Origin of the sequence: Nesterenkonia sp. Act20 (assembly GCF_019173455.1) — a bacterium.
Lineage (GTDB): Bacteria > Actinomycetota > Actinomycetes > Actinomycetales > Micrococcaceae > Nesterenkonia.
The window spans coordinates 1,704,946-1,722,109 of record NZ_JADPQH010000001.1; the positions used below are offsets into that span (position 1 = coordinate 1,704,946).

Consider the following 17,164-nt stretch of genomic DNA (forward strand, 5'->3'; position numbering starts at 1 on the left):
ATTCAGGTTTCGTGTCGTGCAGGTGCGACGGAACGTGCGCTGCGGAGGGGCGGTGCAGATCGGGCGTGCCCAACAATGTTGGTGATCTCTCCAACGCCTTCGACCCACAGAGTGACCACGTCGCCCTGCTTCAGGGGCGGGGGTTCCATCACTCCGCTGCGTCCCCAGAGTTCGGCCAGACAGCCCCCGTTGCCGACGGTGCCTGATCCGAGGACGTCACCGGGGCGGACGACAGAGTCGCGCGAGGCATAGGCGACGAGTTCCGGGAATGTCCATCCCATGTGCAGGAACGTGTCGTGGCCGACCCTCACACCATTGACGAACGCTTCGGCCTTCAGTGGGAGCAGCCCCTCCGGAGTGCGCCGGGGGTGGAGCTCATCCGCCGTGACGATCCATGGCCCGAGGGTGGTGGCGAAGTCTTTTCCCTTACACGGACCGAGGCGCACCCGCATCTCCCTGCTCTGCAGATCACGGGCCGACCAGTCATTCATGACGACGTAGCCGAAGATGTGCCCGTCCGCCTCCTCGGGGGTTAGAGACACGCCGCTAGAACCGGCGACTCCGCCGACCACAGCAGCCAGCTCGAGCTCGAAGTCCAACCTGTCTGTCATCGGGGGCCGTAAAAGATCTCCGCTACCAAGAATCGTGTGCGGGTTGGCAAAATAGTAGGTGGGGGCCTCGTACCATTCAGGTACAACTTCGCTGCGGCCATCGACGGCGGCGCTCACCCCCTCGACATGCTCCTCGAAGGCCACGAAGTCGCGCACCGAAGTGGGCTCGAGGGGAGACGTGAGCGTCACCTGACGCAAGGGTGTCGGCGGCGCCGACGCAACCTGGTCTCTGACGCTGTCGACTAGAGCCAGCCCATCGATGAAGAGTTGGCGCATCGTGATGCCGCCCGGAAAGGGAACGACACCCCCGTCGCGAATGAAGCCTTCTTCGAGACGTCCGTCATTCCACCATCGTCCCAGTCTCATGTACTGGCCTCCTGGGTCTCGACGTCGACGAGGGCACCCGAGAAGGGAACCAGTTCAGCTGCGTTTTCGCTGAGAACGCTGCGGGTCTCATCGTCGCCCAAGTCTGCGGCCAGCACGGCTGAGACTGGATCCTCGCAACCCATGTCGAACGGGTAATCACTGCCCATGAGGACGCGGTCCGCCCCGACGATCGAGATCAGGTGCCGCAGCGCTGCGGAGTCGTGCACGACGCTGTCGAACCATAGGCGTCGCAGGTAGCTCGAAGGCGGCTCGGCGCACCCTTGAGCCTCCGGTCGGAGGTGCCAGGCCCGGTCGGAGCGTCCAATGGAGCTCGGGAGATACCCACCACCGTGCGCGGCGATCACTTTCAAACCCAGGTGCCGATCCAAGACCCCAGCGAAGATCAGATGGGACAGAGCCACCGCGTTCTCGGTGAGCTGACCCACCGTGTTTGACAGGTAGAACCGGTCGAGACGAGCATCAAGGCTGCAGCCGAAGGGATGTAAGAAGACGACCGCCTGGAGTTCTTCAGCCCGGGCCCAGAAGGGCTCGAGCCGTTCATCGGAGAGCTCCACGTCGCCAGCAAAGGAAGAAAGCTCGACTCCAGCAAGGCCATTCTCGACAACAGCGTCGTCCAGGCAGGAGACCATGAGCTCCGGATGCTGCAACGGGACCAGTCCAAGGCCGATCAGCCTCTCCGGGGCACCAGATACATGCTGACCGATCTGCCGGTTGACCTCGCAGACGACCCACTCCGCCAACTCAGCGTCCGCCCATGGGTAGTAGTGGTTCGGTGAAGGACTCACCCACTGCCGCTCGACACCTTGGGCATCCATGGTGTCCAGTCGAGCCTGGAGAGCTGTCAACTGCTCGAAGCGCTCACCGATCATGGATGCCGAGGTCCTGAGGCTCGCTGCCCCGTTTCGGGTGGCCTCCAGGACGGCGGCAGTCGCGGCACCCTCTGGATCCCGACGCTCCACCTCTGCCTGGATACCTGGCATCAGCAGATGGGCGTGCACGTCGACACTCATGCTGGCACCGCCATCTTCTTCGCCGTGGCGACGATGAGCCCAGGGGCGTCCGCCTCGCGGTCGCTCTCGAGCTGCCAGCGTCCGAGCTGTACAGATGCTTCGACCACGGCGGCGGCTCGGGAAGTCCGACGGTCGTGGAACGCGTCCCAGAGCGTGTCATCGAGCTTCTCGGCCCCCGTCAGGAGTTCAGTGAGCACGGTGGCGTCCTCCAGCCCCTGCGCCGCACCTTGAGCGATCGTCGGGGGGCAGCTATGGGCCGCGTCACCGAGGATCACCACACGACCCCGGTTCCAGGGAGCCTCGACAATGTGGGAGGTGAACCAGGTGTAATTAACCTTGGCACCTTGCCGGAGGTCTGTTCGAATATGCTCCCACGGTCCGCCGTAGCCGGAAGAGAGCTCTTCCATGATGCGGATTGCCTCGGCATCGTCGACGTTCGTACGGTCCTGGGCCTTCTCCACGAGGAATGCGTACATCGAGTCTTCACCGGTAGGCGTGTAGCCCGCGATGTACACGGGGCCGCCATAGTACAGCTGCGTTTCAGTCACCTCCGCGGGCCGAGAGACGAAGGTGCGCCAGATTCCCATTCCCGTCGGCTCAGGCTTCTCGGTGATCCCCAGCTCTCTACGAACGGTGGAATTCAGTCCGTCGGCCCCGATGACGAGGTCATAACCTCCTCGGTCCTCCCCGTTCACCGAAAGTCGGACCTCGGTACCGCTCTCCTCGAGCCGGGTGACCTGTGCGTCCAGATGGACGCGGGCGCCAGCGTCGATCGCCCCCCGATGCATGATGCGTGCAAGGTCAGCACGTGGCATCCCCATGGCCGCTGGCAGATCCTGTCCGCCAGTTTTGACGTCAGGCAGGTCAGCGATGATATCGGCGGCGGGGCCGGGCGCTCGTAGCTTCAGGCCCTCAAAGGGATAACCGCTCTGCCGGACCTGATCCCAGAGGCCCAGGGCGCGCAGGGCCCGCAAAGCGTTTCCCTGCAGCGTGATGCCGGATCCGCGTGTACTCATCTCAGACGCGGCTTCGTACACATCGACGGAGACACCCGATTGGGCGAGTCCGATTGCCGCCGCGAGGCCGGTGACGCCGGCTCCGACCACGGCTACATTGGTGACTGCTGACATCGGGGTACTCCTTCGGTTCAGGCCGCTCACAGCACGGCGATGGGGTTGATGGGCGAGCCGACAGCTCCTGTGATGGGCAGTGGCGGGGCGGAGAGGAAGAACTCATATCGGCCTGCATCTGCACAGATCCGAGCGAGATCCTCCAGATTCCACATCTCTCCGATAGTCAGTCCCATATTGGGGATACACACCTGGTGAAGCGGTTGGAATGCCTGGTCAAACTCGTTGGGTCGCACTTCGAATCCCCATGTGTCTGTCGCAACCGCGGCGATCTCAGAACGGTGGAGCCAGCTCGCCGTTGTGAACGACAGTCCCGGCGCGGGTCCGCCCGCATAATCCCCCCAAGCGCCAGGCCCCACCCGGCTCAACTGGCCGGTCCGCACCAGGAGAACGTCTCCACGGCGCACATCACTGGTGGCTCCTTGCTCCGCGATGCAGCTCTTGAGCTCCTCTTCGGTGATCGCATGTCCGTCGGCAAGTGCACCCGTCTTCGGCTCCAGATGCCGACCAAGGTCCAACAGGACCCCTCGGGAGACCACGGTTGCAGCCGCATGCTCGATGCCAGTGACAAGATCTCCATCACTGGTGACCACGTCACCGGCACGACGGCCGTTCCAGGCCCGACCATGGTCGAAGATGTGACCCAGCCCATCCCACTGCGTAGAACACTGCAGAGGCATGGAGACGACATCGTCGGCTCCCCCGATCCCATGGGGGAAGCCCTGAGCCCCCCGTTCGGCGTCGGTTCCGGTGTCCAGCATCGTGTGGACGGGGTTGGTCCGCCGGCGCCATCCCTTCTGCGGTCCATCCATGTCGAAACGCTGGGCCAGGGAGACCGTGCGACCCTCGCTGATGAGTCCGGCGGCCTCTACACGCTTGGCGGCGTCGATGAAGTTCAACGTGCCAAGTACGTCGTCCTGTCCCCAACGGTTCCAATTGCTGCAAGCTTTGGCGGCTTCAGCGATCTCTCGCTCTGGCGCCAGGCGGTCGAGCTCACGAGGAAGACGGGTGGGAGAGTGAGGGTTCCCAGTCATCGGTCCTCCTCGGTCCGGCATCGGACGATCTGGCTTCCCAGATGTTCGATGGATCCGACCATTTCATCCTCGTCGCGCAGCATCCGACCCCAGTGCATGCCATTTCCGGCGGGGCTGCCGGTGAGCAGCAGGTCTCCGGGCAGCAGAGGCATCGTCTGTGAGGCGTGCGCCACCAACGTGGGTACGTCGAACAGTAGGTCGGAGGTGCGAGAGTCCTGCATCAACTCTCCGTTCAGGGTCAGACGAATTCCCAGATCCCCTGGCTCTACGAAGTGTTCCGGCACGAGGTACGGGCCGGTGGGCAGAAAACCGGGGGCGTTCTTGGCGCGATACCAGTCGGTGCCGATCTCCTTCATGTCTTGTCTGAAGACGAGGTCTCTCGTGGTGATGTCGTTGACGATTGTGTACCCAGCGATATGGGACCTCGCCTCGGAGGCCTCGATGCGGTACGCAGCTCGCCCGATGACCACTGCCAGCTCCAGCTCCCAGTCGTGCTGATCGCTGTAATGAGGCAGCTCCAGCACCTCGTCGGCACTCACTACGCAGGCAGGCAGCCCGATGAAGAAGTACGGCTCGCCTTCGACCTTCCTTCGGTCCATCAGGTCCGCAGCGAAGGCGCGTGCTTCCTCCATAGTCCGGCTGCCGTCCTGGGTGAGCCCGGCGGCCACGAGCTCGATCACGTGCTCTCGGTAGTTCGCGCCGGTCTGGAGCACCTGACGAGGCTCTACCGGGGCGGCGAGTTGAACCTGGTCGAGACTGTGCCACTGCGTCGTCGCCGCCGCCACGTCGCCCAAGTGATCCCAGTCTGGGTCGGCCAGGAAATCGTTGAGGCTTCCCGCCCCCAACTCAGCTTCGGTGAGTGGGTGGACGGCCCCGTCTCGGATCAGTCCAGTGCGTCCATCCCGCATACGAACGAGTGCGTAGGGGACATCGAGACTCCAATCCATTGATTTCACTCGCTCCTTCCACATCCGCTGACTGTCACGACGTTGCTGCGCATGCCGCCCTCAGCCTCGACCCTGGACGGCATACGGGTTGAGCAGAGCGTCCTTGACCTCCTCCGGGACTCCCTCCTCTGTGGCACTGGGCCCGTCGGCAGCAGGGAAAGACTCGGTCATGGACATCGGCATGGCGCCATTCCGGTAGAAGTTGTTCGAGCCCTGGGATGGAGTCCAGGTGTTCGGCTGCCAGTCCGGCACATAGTTGCGGTAGCCGCCGGTGTTCAACTCAATGCGCAGCGTCGACGGTTCTCGGTAGTAGAGGAAGTTTTGTTCGCCGATGCCGTGGATAGAGGGGCCGTACTCGATGTCAGTCCCGTTCTCCATGAGCACATCGGCCGCAATGAGCAGCTCCTCGCGAGTGTCGACCCAGAACGCGTAGTGATTCACCCGGCCAGCACGCGTCGAACCATCGAGGACGACACCGAGATCATGTGATTTCTCGTTGGTAGTGAGGACCGAGAAGACCGACACCGGAGCTTCATCCAACACAGTGCGAGCCATATGCCTGAATCCGAACACGCGGGTGTACCACTCGCAGAACGCGTCAACATCGCGGGCAGCGACCGTGACATGATCCAGCTGGCGAGGAGCACCGGCGTGGGAGGATCGGCGCTGCGGACGGTCCGGGTAGATGGAGGCAACTTCGCCCCCGCTGGAGTGGTGCTCGACCTCCCAGTGCAGAGTCATGGGATGCCCCTGCGGGCCGGTGAAGCGATAGGCGCGGCCGATCGTGTAGCCGTCGAACCACTCGCCCTGGACGCCTTCAGCCTCGACACGCCTTACCGCCTCTTCGAGAGCCTCCGGGCTCGTAGTGCGCCACGCGGCGGTATGCAGGCCGGGTTCCTCGCCCTGGATGACGACGACGCTGTATCGGTAGTAGTCCCCCCAGCAGCGCAGGTAGACGGCGTCGTCGGTCCGGTCGACAACGTGAAGGCCCACCTGCTTTTCATAGAAGGAGACGGAAGCCTCGACGTCGGGAGTTGTGATGGCCACGTAGGAGAGGTGGGAGAGAAGGCTGATCATGGTCGATCCTTTCGATTCGGTTCTTCCTCCACTATCGGTGACCTGCGCCACACTGATTCGGGGGGATTGCGTATACACGGGATCACAGAGATTTATGGGTGACGCCGATCGGCCTCATTCCCGGGTGGAGAACGCTGCGTCGAATGCGGCACCTGATGGCGTGATCGCGTTCAAGCGACGCACGAATTGGAGCGACTCAGGTGCACCGTGCAGACGATCCATACCGGCGTCCTCCCATTCCACGCTCGTCGGGCCGTCGTACCCTATGGCGTTCAGCGCGCGGAAGAGCCGCTCCCAGGGCACCTCACCGTGACCGGTCGAGACGAATGTCCAGCCACGTCGCGGATCCCCCCATGGGAGATGGGAGCCGAGCACGCTGTTGCGACCATCCAGGTACGTCACCGACTCTTTGACGTGGACGTGGCGGATATGGTCAGCAAAATCGAGCACGAAGGCCACTGGGTCCAGCTGCTGCCACATGAAGTGCGATGGGTCGAAGTTGATCCCGAAACCTGACCGGTGCCCGATTGCTTCGAGTGTGCGGCGGGTGGTCCAGTAGTCGTAGGCGATCTCTGAGGGGTGTACCTCCAGCGCGAACCGCACACCGACCTCGTCGAACACGTCGATGATGGGATTCCAGCGGTCAGCGAAGTCCCGGTACCCTGCGGCGATCATGTCCTCGGAGGCGGGTGGGAACATCGCCACGTACTTCCAGATGGAAGAACCGGTGAACCCCGTCACGGTCTTCACCCCAAGTCTGGCTGCCAGACGAGCGGTGTTCTTGAGCGCCTCCGCGGCGCGATGACGGACACCCTCTGGATCTCCATCCCCCCAGACCTTTTCGGAAAGGATGTCCTGGTGTCGCTGGTCGATCGGATCGTCACAGACCGCTTGCCCCGTCAGGTGGTTCGAGATAGCCCAAACCTTCAGGCCGTGCTTTTCCAAGAGCGCAAGGCGGTCAGCGATGTAGTCGTCTTCGTCCCAGCGCCACGGATCCAGGTGATCACCCCAGCAGGCGACTTCTAGTCCGTCGTAACCCCACTCACCGGCGAGACGACATACTTCTTCGAACGGCAGGTCCGCCCATTGCCCAGTGAACAGCGTGATCGGTCGGCTCATGATTTTCTTCCGTCCTGGCTCGGCGCCGCGCCCACTCGGGTCCACGCAGACTCGTGCTGGGCGCTCTGTTCGACGGCGGCGAGAACCCGCTGGACTTGAAGCCCTTCAACGAAAGTCGAATGTGCAGGTTCTCCGGTGAAGATCGCCTCGACAAGGTCTTTGGCCTGGTGCACGAAACCGTGCTCGTAGCCAAGTCCGTGCCCGGGAGGCCACCAAGCCGAGACATAGGGATGATCGGGCTCTGTGGCGAGGATCGTGGTGAAGCCCTGAGATGCGGGATCGGACGTACGATCGTAGAACTTAACTTCATTGAGACGCTCAAGGTCCCACGCGAGCGCTCCCTCGGTTCCGGAGACTTCAATCGTGAGCGCGTTCTTGCGCCCGGCGGCGAAACGTGTCGCCTCGAAGGAAGCGAGCGCACCCCCGGACAGACGTCCCGTGAATAGCGCTGCGTCATCGACTGTGACGTCGCCCCACTCCTCGCGCCCCTCAGCGGCCAGCTTGTTGTCTGCGGGCAACGGGCGACGCTTGACGATCGTCTCGAGGGTCCCGGTGACAGCGTCTACCGTCTGTCCGGTCACGTAATGGACCATGTCAATGATGTGTGCCCCGATGTCGCCCAGGGCGCCCGAACCGGCATGCTCCTTCTGCAACCGCCACACGAGGGGAGCGTCGGGGTCCACCAGCCAATCCTGGCGGTAGGCTGCGCGTACCTGCTGCACACGTCCGATGCGACCATTCCTGATCATGTCCCGAATGAGCGTGGTGGCCGGCAGGCGTCGATACGTGAATCCGGCGATGGCGTGGGTCCCAGCCCGCGCAGCGGACCCGACCATCGCCTCTGCCTCAGGGACCGTGTTGGCCAGGGGTTTCTCACAGAGCACGTGCTTACCAGCATCGAGAGCCGCCTGTGCGATCTCCGCGTGCGAGTCCCCTGGCGTCACGATGTCAATGACGTCGATGTCCCCCCGGGCGACGACCTCCCGCCAGTCGGTGGCCGTCTCAGACCACCCCCACCTGCGTGCTGATTGTTCGACGGTCTGTGCGTTGCGCCCGACGAGGACGGCCATCTCCACATCGAGGGGGAGATCGAACACCGCGGGCGCCTGGCGCCATCCAACGGAATGCGCGGCACCCATGAATCCGTGACCAATCATCGCCACTCGCAGCGGACGGCTCACGACAACACCACCTCACGCTGGACTGGGACACGGTTGGTGACGTAGCGTCCCGGCCCCCCGTCGAGTCCCGGAGCGATCTGCATGTACAGCAGTCTCATGGTGAGGACGACCTCAACGCTGACGCGCTCCCCAACGGAGGGAACCTCGTCCAACGCGATGACGACATCCGGCCGGTCGGCGACAAACCAAAGAGTCTCCCACTGGTGGGGAAGCTCATCGACCTTGTAGGAACGCCCCTGTAGCACGAATCGAAGTCGGTCCCGCGCAATCTCTACGCCGTCGACGCTGGCCGCAACGTCGTCTACGGCCGATAGCCAGAGACTCCGATACCAGGGCAGCTGCACGGACACTGCGATACCGTCCTCAACGCGCTGCACGTCCTGGTCTGAAAATAGCGAGTTATGTGTAGCCATCTAGTGTCCTCTCCTCAAGCCTGAACAGTGGCGGATTCTTCGATTGCGCGCCGCATCAGCGCATGCTGTTTCTTCACCAGATCGATAGGATCGGCCTCCCCCAGGTCTGAAAAGGCATGACCCTCCCATTCACTGGAGATAAAGCCCTTGAATCCGCCCGCTACGAACTGGCGCACGATCCGCGGGATGTCCATCGCCGGCTCATGCCCGTCGGCGCCAATGTCGTAGAACTTCGCATGGACGTGGAACGTCTGAGGCATGATGTCCAGCCATTCCTCTGGCGGCACAAGTCCGTGCATGTTAAAAGCGAGCCGAGTGAAGGGCCCGAAGCGCAACGGGTCGACGCCCTCGCCACGGAGGTACTCTTCGAACTGCTCGTTGCGCTCGTGCATTGGCGTCGGTCGTCGCCAGATCTCGTCCATCACCGTGAAGTCAGGATCTTGCAGCCCCATTTTGCGCAACTGGGATAGAAGAGTTGGTGAGAGGCTGTGCATGGTCGAAGAGAAGTCCGCAGTAAAGCCCAGACGCTCGGAGCCAAGATCCTCGTACATCTCGCGGATTTCCAGGATCTCCGGGGAGTTGGGCCCCTTGGGGGCGTGAATCTCATACCCAAGAAGCTGGTCGTACTTTTCGGCCAAAGGCAGGAGACGCCTCAACAGCTCGCGGCCGGCGGAACGGATCACCACCCTTTTGAACCCAAGGGTGTGGGCGGTCTTGAGCTGGCGAGCGAAGAACTCGTACTCTTCTTCCTTCGTCATGTCCCGCTCTTTGCGTCGGCCCATATCTAGGTTGGTACCGATGGCGCTTGGCTCGAGACCCCGCTCATCCAATGTGCGAAACCACATGTCGACAAATTCAGTGTCCACATCAGGGTATGTGCGCAGTAGCTGCGCGATGTTGAACTCAACCCCAGGACCGATGCCCTCATCGGCGACAGCATTTATCAGGCTCTCTGGGGTGTACTGTCCTGCCGCGAACTCACTCGTCATGGAGTAGAGGGTCGTACCAAGTTGAATGTCTGTTCCTGCAATACCGTTCTTCAGTTGGCTCATCGTGCGGCTCCTTCCTGCTGGGCGGTGGCGTGGTGTCGTTTCAGGACTGCCCGAGCTTCGGCCGGATTTGTGACCATGCGGGACCCGGCCGTCTCTGCCGCTGACCGCTGTACAGCCTGCTCGTCCCGCACGATGTCGAATGGACTCTGCCAGTCGTTCCAGTGCCAACCTTCGTACTCGCTGGAGACAGCGCCTGAATAGCCGTTTTCGACCAGCAGAGCGATGAGCTCTCGCACGGGGACCGAAGGTTCCTCCCCGTGCTCGTCGATGCCGAAATACTTGCCGTGGACATGGCGGACCCAGGGCATGATCTCGAGCCAGTCATCCACGGGCGCCGGACCGAACAAGCCAGTGGCCGCGATCCCGCTGTCAATGCCGAACTCGGGGTGACCGTGTTGCGCGGCCAGTCCGATGAATCGACCAAAGCGTCCATTGTGGTCATCTTGATCTACAGGCGGCCCCTGCCGGTAGTACTCATCCCAGAGGTCGACGAGCGCCGTCAGATACTCTTCTGTGGCACCCCTGCGCCGGTAGGCTTCCACACGGGACGGGGCAAATCCCTTCACCGTGGCGCCCCAGTCCATCGTGAATCCCAACAGGGGTGAACCCACCTTTTCAAAGCGGTCCCGCAGCGCCAGGATTCTCGGATGGGAAGCGTACTGGTCAGCGTGTACCTCAAGTGCGAGAGTCACGCCGTTCTGCTCAGCGATCGGGACGAGCCGTTCCATTGAGTCCGGCGTGATGGAGATCTGCACCCGCGCCACGGGGAAGCCAAGCTTCGCCGCAGCCTCGATCTGGGGACGCATGTACTCCACCAGCTCATCCTGGTCGAGGAGCCGGTCCCGGTGGATACCGATGTCCGCGTTGATCGCTAGTGAGGTCGGGACCAAGTCGACTTCCTCAAGCAGATCGCGGAACCATCCAGCGAAGCGGTCTTCGACTGCAGGAAATCCCTTGAGACTCGAGAACCCAATGACTTCGAGGCCAGGGCCGTATCCTTCGGCTGCCACCTTGCGGATCAATGATTCGAGATCATATTCACGCGCGTGGAATGGCCGGGTGAAGCTGTAAAGGGTGACGCCTTGAACTGGCGTGCCGAGCTGGTCATTCATGCGGGAACCTCTTCCTTGGTCGTCATGAGCTTCTCGTCGTGTTCATCGATTCGTAGGACTTCTCCATCGCCGATGATGATGTAGGGAATGTAGAGCGACAGGTGGACGGCTACCGTGTGCTCATTAGCGGAAGCGACCGCGAGCTCGCCGGAGAGCACCGCTGAGTCAACCGGGAACCACCACTCATCCACTTCATCTCGCATCTCGGCGAAGGTGAAGGTCCGGCCGTTCATCTCCCAACGCACGGATTCGGCGGGGGCCGTGACACCGTCAACCGTCAGACGTGCGTCCTCTATGCATGAGGCTGGCAGCGCTCGGTACCAGGGAATCCGTACCTCTACGGACGCTCGTGATCCCGCAGTGCGTAGCGTGCCTTGCTCAATGATGCGATCAGGAATCATCTGGTCCTCCTTGTCCAAGCGGCGCGAGCGAAGCTCCCGCCGGGTATGTGTATATCTGGGTCGACCGCGCCGGGGGCCTCATGAAAGGCGCCGAGCGATCTCGCGCGCACCGCGGACGGCCAGCGCAACGGATGTGAGCGTGGGATTGCACGCTGTCGAGGTGGGGATGACGCCGTTGCCGGCCACGAACAGGTCGGCGACTCCCCAAACCTCGCTGTCGGGTCCGCAGACGCTCGACCCGTCATCTACAAGTCCCATACGGGTGGTCCCTTGGTAGTGCAGCGAAGATCCCAGCGGGAGGGTGAATGAGGCTTCATCCAGCGGATCGCCGATGGCCCGGCCCCATTTGACGATGGCCTCGCGCGCTCGGGCCAACTCGGCGTGGTCGTAGTCCGAGAGTCTGTAGTGAATGCGTGGCGCGGGGAGCCCGAAGGGGTCAACGCGATCATCGGAGAACTCGACGCGGTCATCTGGCGAGAGTTCCTTCGCGCAGAAGACACCAATCCCGACCACAGAGCCGGGGACGACAGGATCGTCTTCGGCGACCGGAACCGGAGAGGCATCCAATTGCATGATCTGACCATGAAAGGGCTCGTCGTCCGTATAAGGCACCCATGTCACGCCACTGGTGACTGAGATTCCAACGGCAGGGGCACCATCCGCAGGGCTGTGCGCATCGGGTTGCTCTGCATCTCGGAGTCTGACCGCGAATACGATCTGTGTCTGATCGTTGAGGTACCGGCCAAGAGCGAGCGGGCGAACACCGGATGCCCAAAGCAGCTGAGGGCTCCGTATCGCGTCCGCCGCGACGACGATGTGCCGTGCGCGAACCTCATGAGTTTCTCCACTGAGCCGGTCTCTCACCATCACGCCGACGGCACGGCCTGACTCAACTAGGATCCGCGTGACCACAGATTCGTCGAAGAGGCTGTATCCGGCGTCCGCTCGCGTGACGTCTCCGAGCACGACGTCGGAGCCCGCCCAGACCAGAACGTCATCCTCACGCCTCTCTACGGCCAGCGGCATTCGCCGCACCCCGGCCTCGGCGGGTCGTGATCCGTTCACGGCAGCGGCCAGTCGTGTGCGTACAAGCTCGCTGAATGGAGAACTGTCGAATGCCTCCGAAGTGACCCCAAGCATACGCTCCGCTTCACTGAGCAGCTCGTCGAGATCGGGCAAGAAATCGATTCGTTCCCCACCCTGAGGCCGCGGGCACGCCCCTGTCCAGTGTGCAGCCATGCCTCCGACGTTGCAGGACATAGCGGCGACGGGCAGACCGTCCTCCCCGTCGATACCATCATCGGTGCCTGAACCCGTTGAGCCGTCCCCGAGTAGGAAGGTCCCGGGCCGCGCACGCAGCTGCCCACCCTTGACCTCTCCCGGATGAGCAACGGTCTCAGCGTCTGCGGCTGGCCCGGCTGAAAGACGTTGCGCCTGCCGTCGTGCCTCAGGGTCGGCAATAGTCTTCACGTGCGCACCGGGAGGCGTGGAGACAGTAGGTCCAGCCTCGAACATTGCAACCTTCGTTCCAGGGCGGTTCTCTGCCAGGACGCGTGCGTAGGTAGCCCCCGTCGGTCCGCTACCGATAATCGCCACCTCCACAGCCTCCGGGTAGCGGCCACTCATGCGATCCCCGCCAGGTCCGAGATGTAGCGTGTCGAGGCCAGGCTCTCCTGTGTCGGGTAGTACTCGAGACCGATCGGCCCGTCGTAGCCTGAGGCTTGCAGGATTTTTAGCCGCTCTGGCCAGTCCAGCTGTCCTGAACCAGGCTCTCCGCGCCCTGGACTGTCGGCGAGTTGCACGTAGCGCACGAGATCGCCGGCCTCGGCCAGCTCTGCGGCCATATTTTCGCCCTCAACGGCTGAGTGGTAGATGTCGTAGAGCACTCCAAACGACTCGGAGTCCACGCCTCGCGCTACATACACGGCTTCTGAGGTTCGGTCCAGCAAAGCACCGGGGTGGTCCACACGTATGTTGACCGGTTCTAACACCAAGGTGATGCCGGACCCATCGATCTGAGATACAGCCCGCCGATAGATTTCAGTGAGTTCGTCCAACTGGGCTTGCCGTTTCATGCCTCCGAAACCGGTGCCACTGCCTACTACGATTCGGGGGCAGCCCAGAGTTCGGGCGATCTCAACTCCTTCGTCGAGTTTGCGATAGAACTCGGAGTGGTCCTTGGGCGGGATCATGAATTGCGTTCGGGGTTCCGCGAGTTGCGCGATCAAGCTCACGCCGGTCTCCTCGAGCGCATTCTTCAGCGCCGGAATATCCTTGGGACGGGCGGGAGCGTCAACCCCTGTTGGGCCCCACATCTCGACGGCGCTGAACCCCGCCGCAGCCGCGGCACGAACCCGCGCTGGGTAGTCACCAGCTTCGTGGAAGATGAGCTCAATATTGGGGGCGAGTTGAAACATGGGGAGTTAACTCCTGTCAGTGAGTTTGGAAAATGGCACGCCAGCGCTAGCGACTTGGAGCACTCGTCAGCCTTTGAGCCCGCCGGCAAATCCTTGGATGAACTTCTTTTGGGCGAACATGTACAGCGCGAGGATTGGGATCATGGAGATGATCACGATGGCGAAAATCTGGTTCCATTGAGAAACGAGGGACCCCACGTAGTAGTACATGGCCACCGGGAGGGTCTGGACCTCGGACCCTCCCAGGAACACGAGGCCCGTGAAGAAGTCGTTCCAGATGATGAGGCCCCCGAGGATCGCGACGGTCCCGGTCGCGGGGGACATCAAGGGGAGCACGATGCGAAAGAAGATCTGGCCCCGACTGGCTCCGTCGATTAGCGCCGCTTCCTCGTACTCGATTCCGAGACCTCGGAAGAACCCTGAATATAAGAAGGTTGCTAGGGGCAGCATCATGCCGGTGTACAGCACGATCATTCCCCACACCGTCCCAGTCAGCCCTAGAGTCGACGCGCCCATGTACAGCGGAACCGTCGCTAACTGCGGTGGCAAGATGATGCCCACAAGGAAGAGGTAGTACATAGACTTGCTCCAACGCGGCGACGCGCTGCGGGAGATGACATATCCAGCGAGAGACCCTAGGACGATGAGGCACAGCACCGAACCGCCCGTCATGATGACGCTGTTCCTCAACCCCCCAAGGACATCAGAGTTGCCCGCGGCCGTCAGAACGGTCTGGAAACTGCTCAAGCTTGGCGTCTCGGGTAGGGCGAATGGCGAGGTTCCGAAGACCTCCGAGTCGTCCTTCAACGACATGGAGATCACGAAGAAGAAGGGCAGGAGGTACAGAACCGCAATCAGCCAGAGAGCGACCTCACGGACAGCCGTGAATGTGGTGTATCGGAACATGATCAGTCCTTGCGTTCTTGGGTGAGGCGCTGTTGGACCACCGCGAAGAAGATGATGATGAGGGTCAGGACCAGCGCCAGCGCCGCGCCGTAGCCGAAGTTCCCCAGGGCGAATGACTCCTTGTAAACGACAGTGGCAAGATTCTCAGTGACTCCTGCGGGCCCTCCACCCGTGATGGCCAGAATGGGGTCAAAAATCCGCAATCCGTTGACAATGCCGAGGATGGTTGAGATGGCAATTGCCGGTCGCAGCGAGGGCAAAACTACGAACCACAGACGTTGAAGCGTGGAGGCGCCGTCGATGGCCGCCGCCTCTTCCATCTCCTGTGGAACTCCGGCCAGGCCTGCCATAAAGATGACCATCGGGATCCCGGTGGTCTGCCAGGCAATCACTAGGAGCACCACCCAAATCGCGAAGGTCGGATCAGCAACCCAGGCCCTCGCGAAATCACCCAGGCCGACCGCCGTAAGGAATGCGTTGAGGGGGCCGTCGAAATCGAAGATATAGCGCCAGACGTACGCGGTGGCCAACGGAGAGAGCACTACCGGCATGAAGAACAGGACTCGAAGCCAGTAGCGCGTCTTGAGGCCGCGGTTCAGTCCCAGTGCAAGCGCTAGGCCCATCACGTTCGCAACAAGGACAGAGCCGAAAGCTAGGAATAACGTGTTTCCCAGTGCAAGAAGCATCTCGGCGTCTGCGAAGATCTCCGTGAAGTTCTGGACACCGATCCATTCAAAGCTGCCAATGCCAGTCCAATCGGTGAAGGCGTAAAACCCCCCGAAGGCGGTCGCGACATAGTGGATGCTGAAGACCAGCAGCACAGCGGGCATAGCCCACCACCATCGCCCGAATCGCGTCCGGGTCCCCCGCGGACCCTGACGGCTGGCGGCACCTGGTGCTCGCTCGCCGACAGGGTCCGCGGGGAGTGATGCGGCGTCGTTCTCGGCGGTTCCGGTCTGGTTCGCGAGGTTCGGTACCTGTACCTCGGCGACCGGGTCAGACGAGACAGGGTCTCGTCGACGGCGGATCTCAGCCCTAGTCATCGGTTACTCTCCCCAGGCGTCGTCCATAGCGGTGAGTACCTGCTCCGGGGTGGACTGACCCGTAAGCAGCCCCTGGATCCCGGCGCCCAGTTCTTCATAGACAGCTGGGTTGGGCCACTCATCATTGGCGAACGGGGCGTAGTAGTCACCTTCCAGGAGGAGATCCTGTACTGGTTCGTAGGAGCTGCCCTCGAAATCGTAGTTTTCGAGGTCTGCCGGGAGAGCGTCAGAAACCTCCGCGTAGATCTCCAAGGCCCTATCCTCCTGCAGCCAAGCGATGAAGTCGTTCGCGGCTTGGTTGTCCTCGGCCTCGGCATTCAGGGAGACCAGGTAGTTGGCGGCGACCTGAAGAGACGGTTCCCCTCCCTCAGCGGGAGGGAAGGCATTGAGTACGAACTCAAGGTCCTCGTTTGCCTGCTCGAGCTCGGGGGCGGCGCCTCCGGGCCCAAACATGGCCATGGCCTCGCCCTGTACAAGCGAATTAGTCAGCACGTCGAATCCCGCACCTTCAGCACCTGGCTGGAAGCACTGGGCATCGATCATGGCGACAACGTTCTCCAAGGCCTGTTGCCAACCCTCACTGTCAGCGAAAGTGACTTCACCCGCAGCCCGCTTCTCATTCCACTCTGGATCCTCTGCATACACAGCGGTGGACGCCGCCATGAGCGCGGTTACGCCGGAGTTTTGCGGAGTGCCGCCGGCAAGGACCAGCAGACTGTTTCCACCCTCGGCAGTTTCGCCGCAGGCAGCGATGAGGTCTTCAAAGGTTTCTGGGAAGGTCTCGAGTCCGAGCTCCTCAGCTGTGGTCTGGTTCGTCACAAGACCGTTGAGTGCCAGCCCGGGTGCGACGCCGTAGTACTCGTCTTCAAACGTGTACTGCTCATGGTTGCCTTCCGGCAGGAGATCTCCAGCTGAGTCATCCAGAGGTGCCAGGAATCCTGCTTCAGCCAGCGAGACCACGCCTCTGGTCTGTCCGGCACCGGGGACCGTCTGCATGACGTCAGACGCGTTGCCTCCTTGCAACTGAGTGCGCAAGGATTCGCCATAGCTATCCTGGGGCTGAGAATTCAGCGTGATCTCAACGTCAGGGTTCTCATCCATATACGCCTCGGCAAGGGCCTCCCAAGGACTCTCGAGATTATTCGCCGCGGCGTAAGTGAAAGAGAACGCTTGCTCCTCGGCGCCGTTTTCACCTTCGGACCCACCGCCGCAAGCGGTGAGTCCGAGAGCAGCAACGGTGGAGACTCCGATCCACCGTCCTAGGTATCGCGATCTGTCAGTGGTCATGATCCAGCCCTTCATCGTCGGATTGAGATTCAACTAG

At 62.1% G+C, this 17,164-nt stretch carries 17 protein-coding genes; all 17 read right to left on the reverse strand.

The window, feature by feature from the left end:
* Window positions 1–2: 2 nt before the first annotated feature.
* Window positions 3–977, reverse strand: a complete 975-nt coding sequence (locus IY716_RS07810; protein WP_218220987.1) for a fumarylacetoacetate hydrolase family protein — start codon at window positions 975–977, stop codon at window positions 3–5.
* Window positions 974–2,008 (reverse strand): amidohydrolase family protein, encoded by a 1,035-nt coding sequence (locus IY716_RS07815; RefSeq protein WP_218220988.1) that lies wholly within the window; start codon window positions 2,006–2,008, stop codon window positions 974–976. The genes IY716_RS07810 and IY716_RS07815 overlap by 4 nt, the downstream gene beginning before the upstream one ends.
* Entirely contained in the window at window positions 2,005–3,138 is a 1,134-nt protein-coding gene (locus tag IY716_RS07820; protein ID WP_218220989.1) for an FAD-dependent monooxygenase, read from the reverse strand. Before IY716_RS07820 ends, IY716_RS07815 begins: the two co-directional genes overlap by 4 nt.
* A gap of 26 nt (window positions 3,139–3,164) precedes the next feature.
* Window positions 3,165–4,172 carry a cyclase family protein gene (locus IY716_RS07825; RefSeq protein ID WP_218220990.1) on the reverse strand — a complete coding sequence of 336 codons (1,008 nt, stop codon included), beginning with the start codon at window positions 4,170–4,172 and terminating at the stop codon, window positions 3,165–3,167.
* On the reverse strand, window positions 4,169–5,119 hold the full coding sequence (locus IY716_RS07830; RefSeq protein ID WP_218220991.1) for a fumarylacetoacetate hydrolase family protein: 951 nt from the start codon (window positions 5,117–5,119) through the stop codon (window positions 4,169–4,171). The genes IY716_RS07825 and IY716_RS07830 overlap by 4 nt, the downstream gene beginning before the upstream one ends.
* 60 nt (window positions 5,120–5,179) lie before the next feature.
* Window positions 5,180–6,196: a VOC family protein gene (locus tag IY716_RS07835; RefSeq protein ID WP_218220992.1), complete on the reverse strand. Its 1,017-nt coding sequence runs from the start codon at window positions 6,194–6,196 to the stop codon at window positions 5,180–5,182.
* A 114-nt stretch (window positions 6,197–6,310) separates the two neighbouring features.
* A complete protein-coding gene (locus IY716_RS07840) occupies window positions 6,311–7,315 on the reverse strand; it encodes a sugar phosphate isomerase/epimerase (protein WP_218220993.1) in 1,005 nt (334 codons plus the stop codon).
* Complete coding sequence (locus IY716_RS07845) at window positions 7,312–8,472, reverse strand: Gfo/Idh/MocA family protein (RefSeq protein WP_218221471.1); 1,161 nt, start codon at window positions 8,470–8,472, stop codon at window positions 7,312–7,314. The genes IY716_RS07840 and IY716_RS07845 overlap by 4 nt, the downstream gene beginning before the upstream one ends.
* Window positions 8,473–8,492: 20 nt before the next feature.
* A complete protein-coding gene (locus tag IY716_RS07850; protein ID WP_218220994.1) occupies window positions 8,493–8,909 on the reverse strand; it encodes a DUF6379 domain-containing protein in 417 nt (138 codons plus the stop codon).
* Between the two features lie 14 nt (window positions 8,910–8,923).
* A complete protein-coding gene (locus IY716_RS07855; protein WP_218221472.1) occupies window positions 8,924–9,952 on the reverse strand; it encodes a sugar phosphate isomerase/epimerase in 1,029 nt (342 codons plus the stop codon).
* 5 nt (window positions 9,953–9,957) lie between these two features.
* On the reverse strand, window positions 9,958–11,073 hold the full coding sequence (locus IY716_RS07860) for a sugar phosphate isomerase/epimerase (protein ID WP_218220995.1): 1,116 nt from the start codon (window positions 11,071–11,073) through the stop codon (window positions 9,958–9,960).
* Window positions 11,070–11,474 (reverse strand): DUF6379 domain-containing protein, encoded by a 405-nt coding sequence (locus IY716_RS07865; protein ID WP_218220996.1) that lies wholly within the window; start codon window positions 11,472–11,474, stop codon window positions 11,070–11,072. Before IY716_RS07865 ends, IY716_RS07860 begins: the two co-directional genes overlap by 4 nt.
* Before the next feature lie 78 nt (window positions 11,475–11,552).
* Window positions 11,553–13,100, reverse strand: coding sequence for a GMC oxidoreductase (locus tag IY716_RS07870; protein ID WP_218220997.1), 1,548 nt, complete (start codon window positions 13,098–13,100; stop codon window positions 11,553–11,555).
* On the reverse strand, window positions 13,097–13,891 hold the full coding sequence (locus IY716_RS07875; RefSeq protein ID WP_218220998.1) for a TIM barrel protein: 795 nt from the start codon (window positions 13,889–13,891) through the stop codon (window positions 13,097–13,099). Before IY716_RS07875 ends, IY716_RS07870 begins: the two co-directional genes overlap by 4 nt.
* A gap of 66 nt (window positions 13,892–13,957) precedes the next feature.
* Entirely contained in the window at window positions 13,958–14,797 is an 840-nt protein-coding gene (locus IY716_RS07880; protein ID WP_218220999.1) for a carbohydrate ABC transporter permease, read from the reverse strand.
* A 2-nt stretch (window positions 14,798–14,799) separates the two neighbouring features.
* Window positions 14,800–15,627, reverse strand: a complete 828-nt coding sequence (locus tag IY716_RS07885) for a carbohydrate ABC transporter permease (RefSeq protein ID WP_255316469.1) — start codon at window positions 15,625–15,627, stop codon at window positions 14,800–14,802.
* 216 nt (window positions 15,628–15,843) lie between these two features.
* The gene (locus IY716_RS07890) at window positions 15,844–17,127 is read right to left on the reverse strand and encodes an ABC transporter substrate-binding protein (RefSeq protein ID WP_218221001.1); all 1,284 of its coding nucleotides are present in this window, start codon (window positions 17,125–17,127) and stop codon (window positions 15,844–15,846) included.
* Window positions 17,128–17,164: the final 37 nt, after the last annotated feature.

Coding starts and splice junctions, on each gene's coding strand:
- IY716_RS07880 (WP_218220999.1), bottom strand. CDS start 14,797: ATGTTCCGATACACCACATTCACGGCTGTCCGTGAGGTCGCTCTCTGG.
- IY716_RS07885 (WP_255316469.1), bottom strand. CDS start 15,627: ATGCCCGCTGTGCTGCTGGTCTTCAGCATCCACTATGTCGCGACCGCC.
- IY716_RS07875 (WP_218220998.1), bottom strand. CDS start 13,891: ATGTTTCAACTCGCCCCCAATATTGAGCTCATCTTCCACGAAGCTGGT.
- IY716_RS07850 (WP_218220994.1), bottom strand. CDS start 8,909: ATGGCTACACATAACTCGCTATTTTCAGACCAGGACGTGCAGCGCGTT.
- IY716_RS07860 (WP_218220995.1), bottom strand. CDS start 11,073: ATGAATGACCAGCTCGGCACGCCAGTTCAAGGCGTCACCCTTTACAGC.
- IY716_RS07825 (WP_218220990.1), bottom strand. CDS start 4,172: ATGACTGGGAACCCTCACTCTCCCACCCGTCTTCCTCGTGAGCTCGAC.
- IY716_RS07815 (WP_218220988.1), bottom strand. CDS start 2,008: ATGAGTGTCGACGTGCACGCCCATCTGCTGATGCCAGGTATCCAGGCA.
- IY716_RS07845 (WP_218221471.1), bottom strand. CDS start 8,472: ATGATTGGTCACGGATTCATGGGTGCCGCGCATTCCGTTGGATGGCGC.
- IY716_RS07835 (WP_218220992.1), bottom strand. CDS start 6,196: ATGATCAGCCTTCTCTCCCACCTCTCCTACGTGGCCATCACAACTCCC.
- IY716_RS07870 (WP_218220997.1), bottom strand. CDS start 13,100: ATGAGTGGCCGCTACCCGGAGGCTGTGGAGGTGGCGATTATCGGTAGC.
- IY716_RS07890 (WP_218221001.1), bottom strand. CDS start 17,127: ATGACCACTGACAGATCGCGATACCTAGGACGGTGGATCGGAGTCTCC.
- IY716_RS07810 (WP_218220987.1), bottom strand. CDS start 977: ATGAGACTGGGACGATGGTGGAATGACGGACGTCTCGAAGAAGGCTTC.
- IY716_RS07865 (WP_218220996.1), bottom strand. CDS start 11,474: ATGATTCCTGATCGCATCATTGAGCAAGGCACGCTACGCACTGCGGGA.
- IY716_RS07830 (WP_218220991.1), bottom strand. CDS start 5,119: ATGGATTGGAGTCTCGATGTCCCCTACGCACTCGTTCGTATGCGGGAT.
- IY716_RS07840 (WP_218220993.1), bottom strand. CDS start 7,315: ATGAGCCGACCGATCACGCTGTTCACTGGGCAATGGGCGGACCTGCCG.
- IY716_RS07820 (WP_218220989.1), bottom strand. CDS start 3,138: ATGTCAGCAGTCACCAATGTAGCCGTGGTCGGAGCCGGCGTCACCGGC.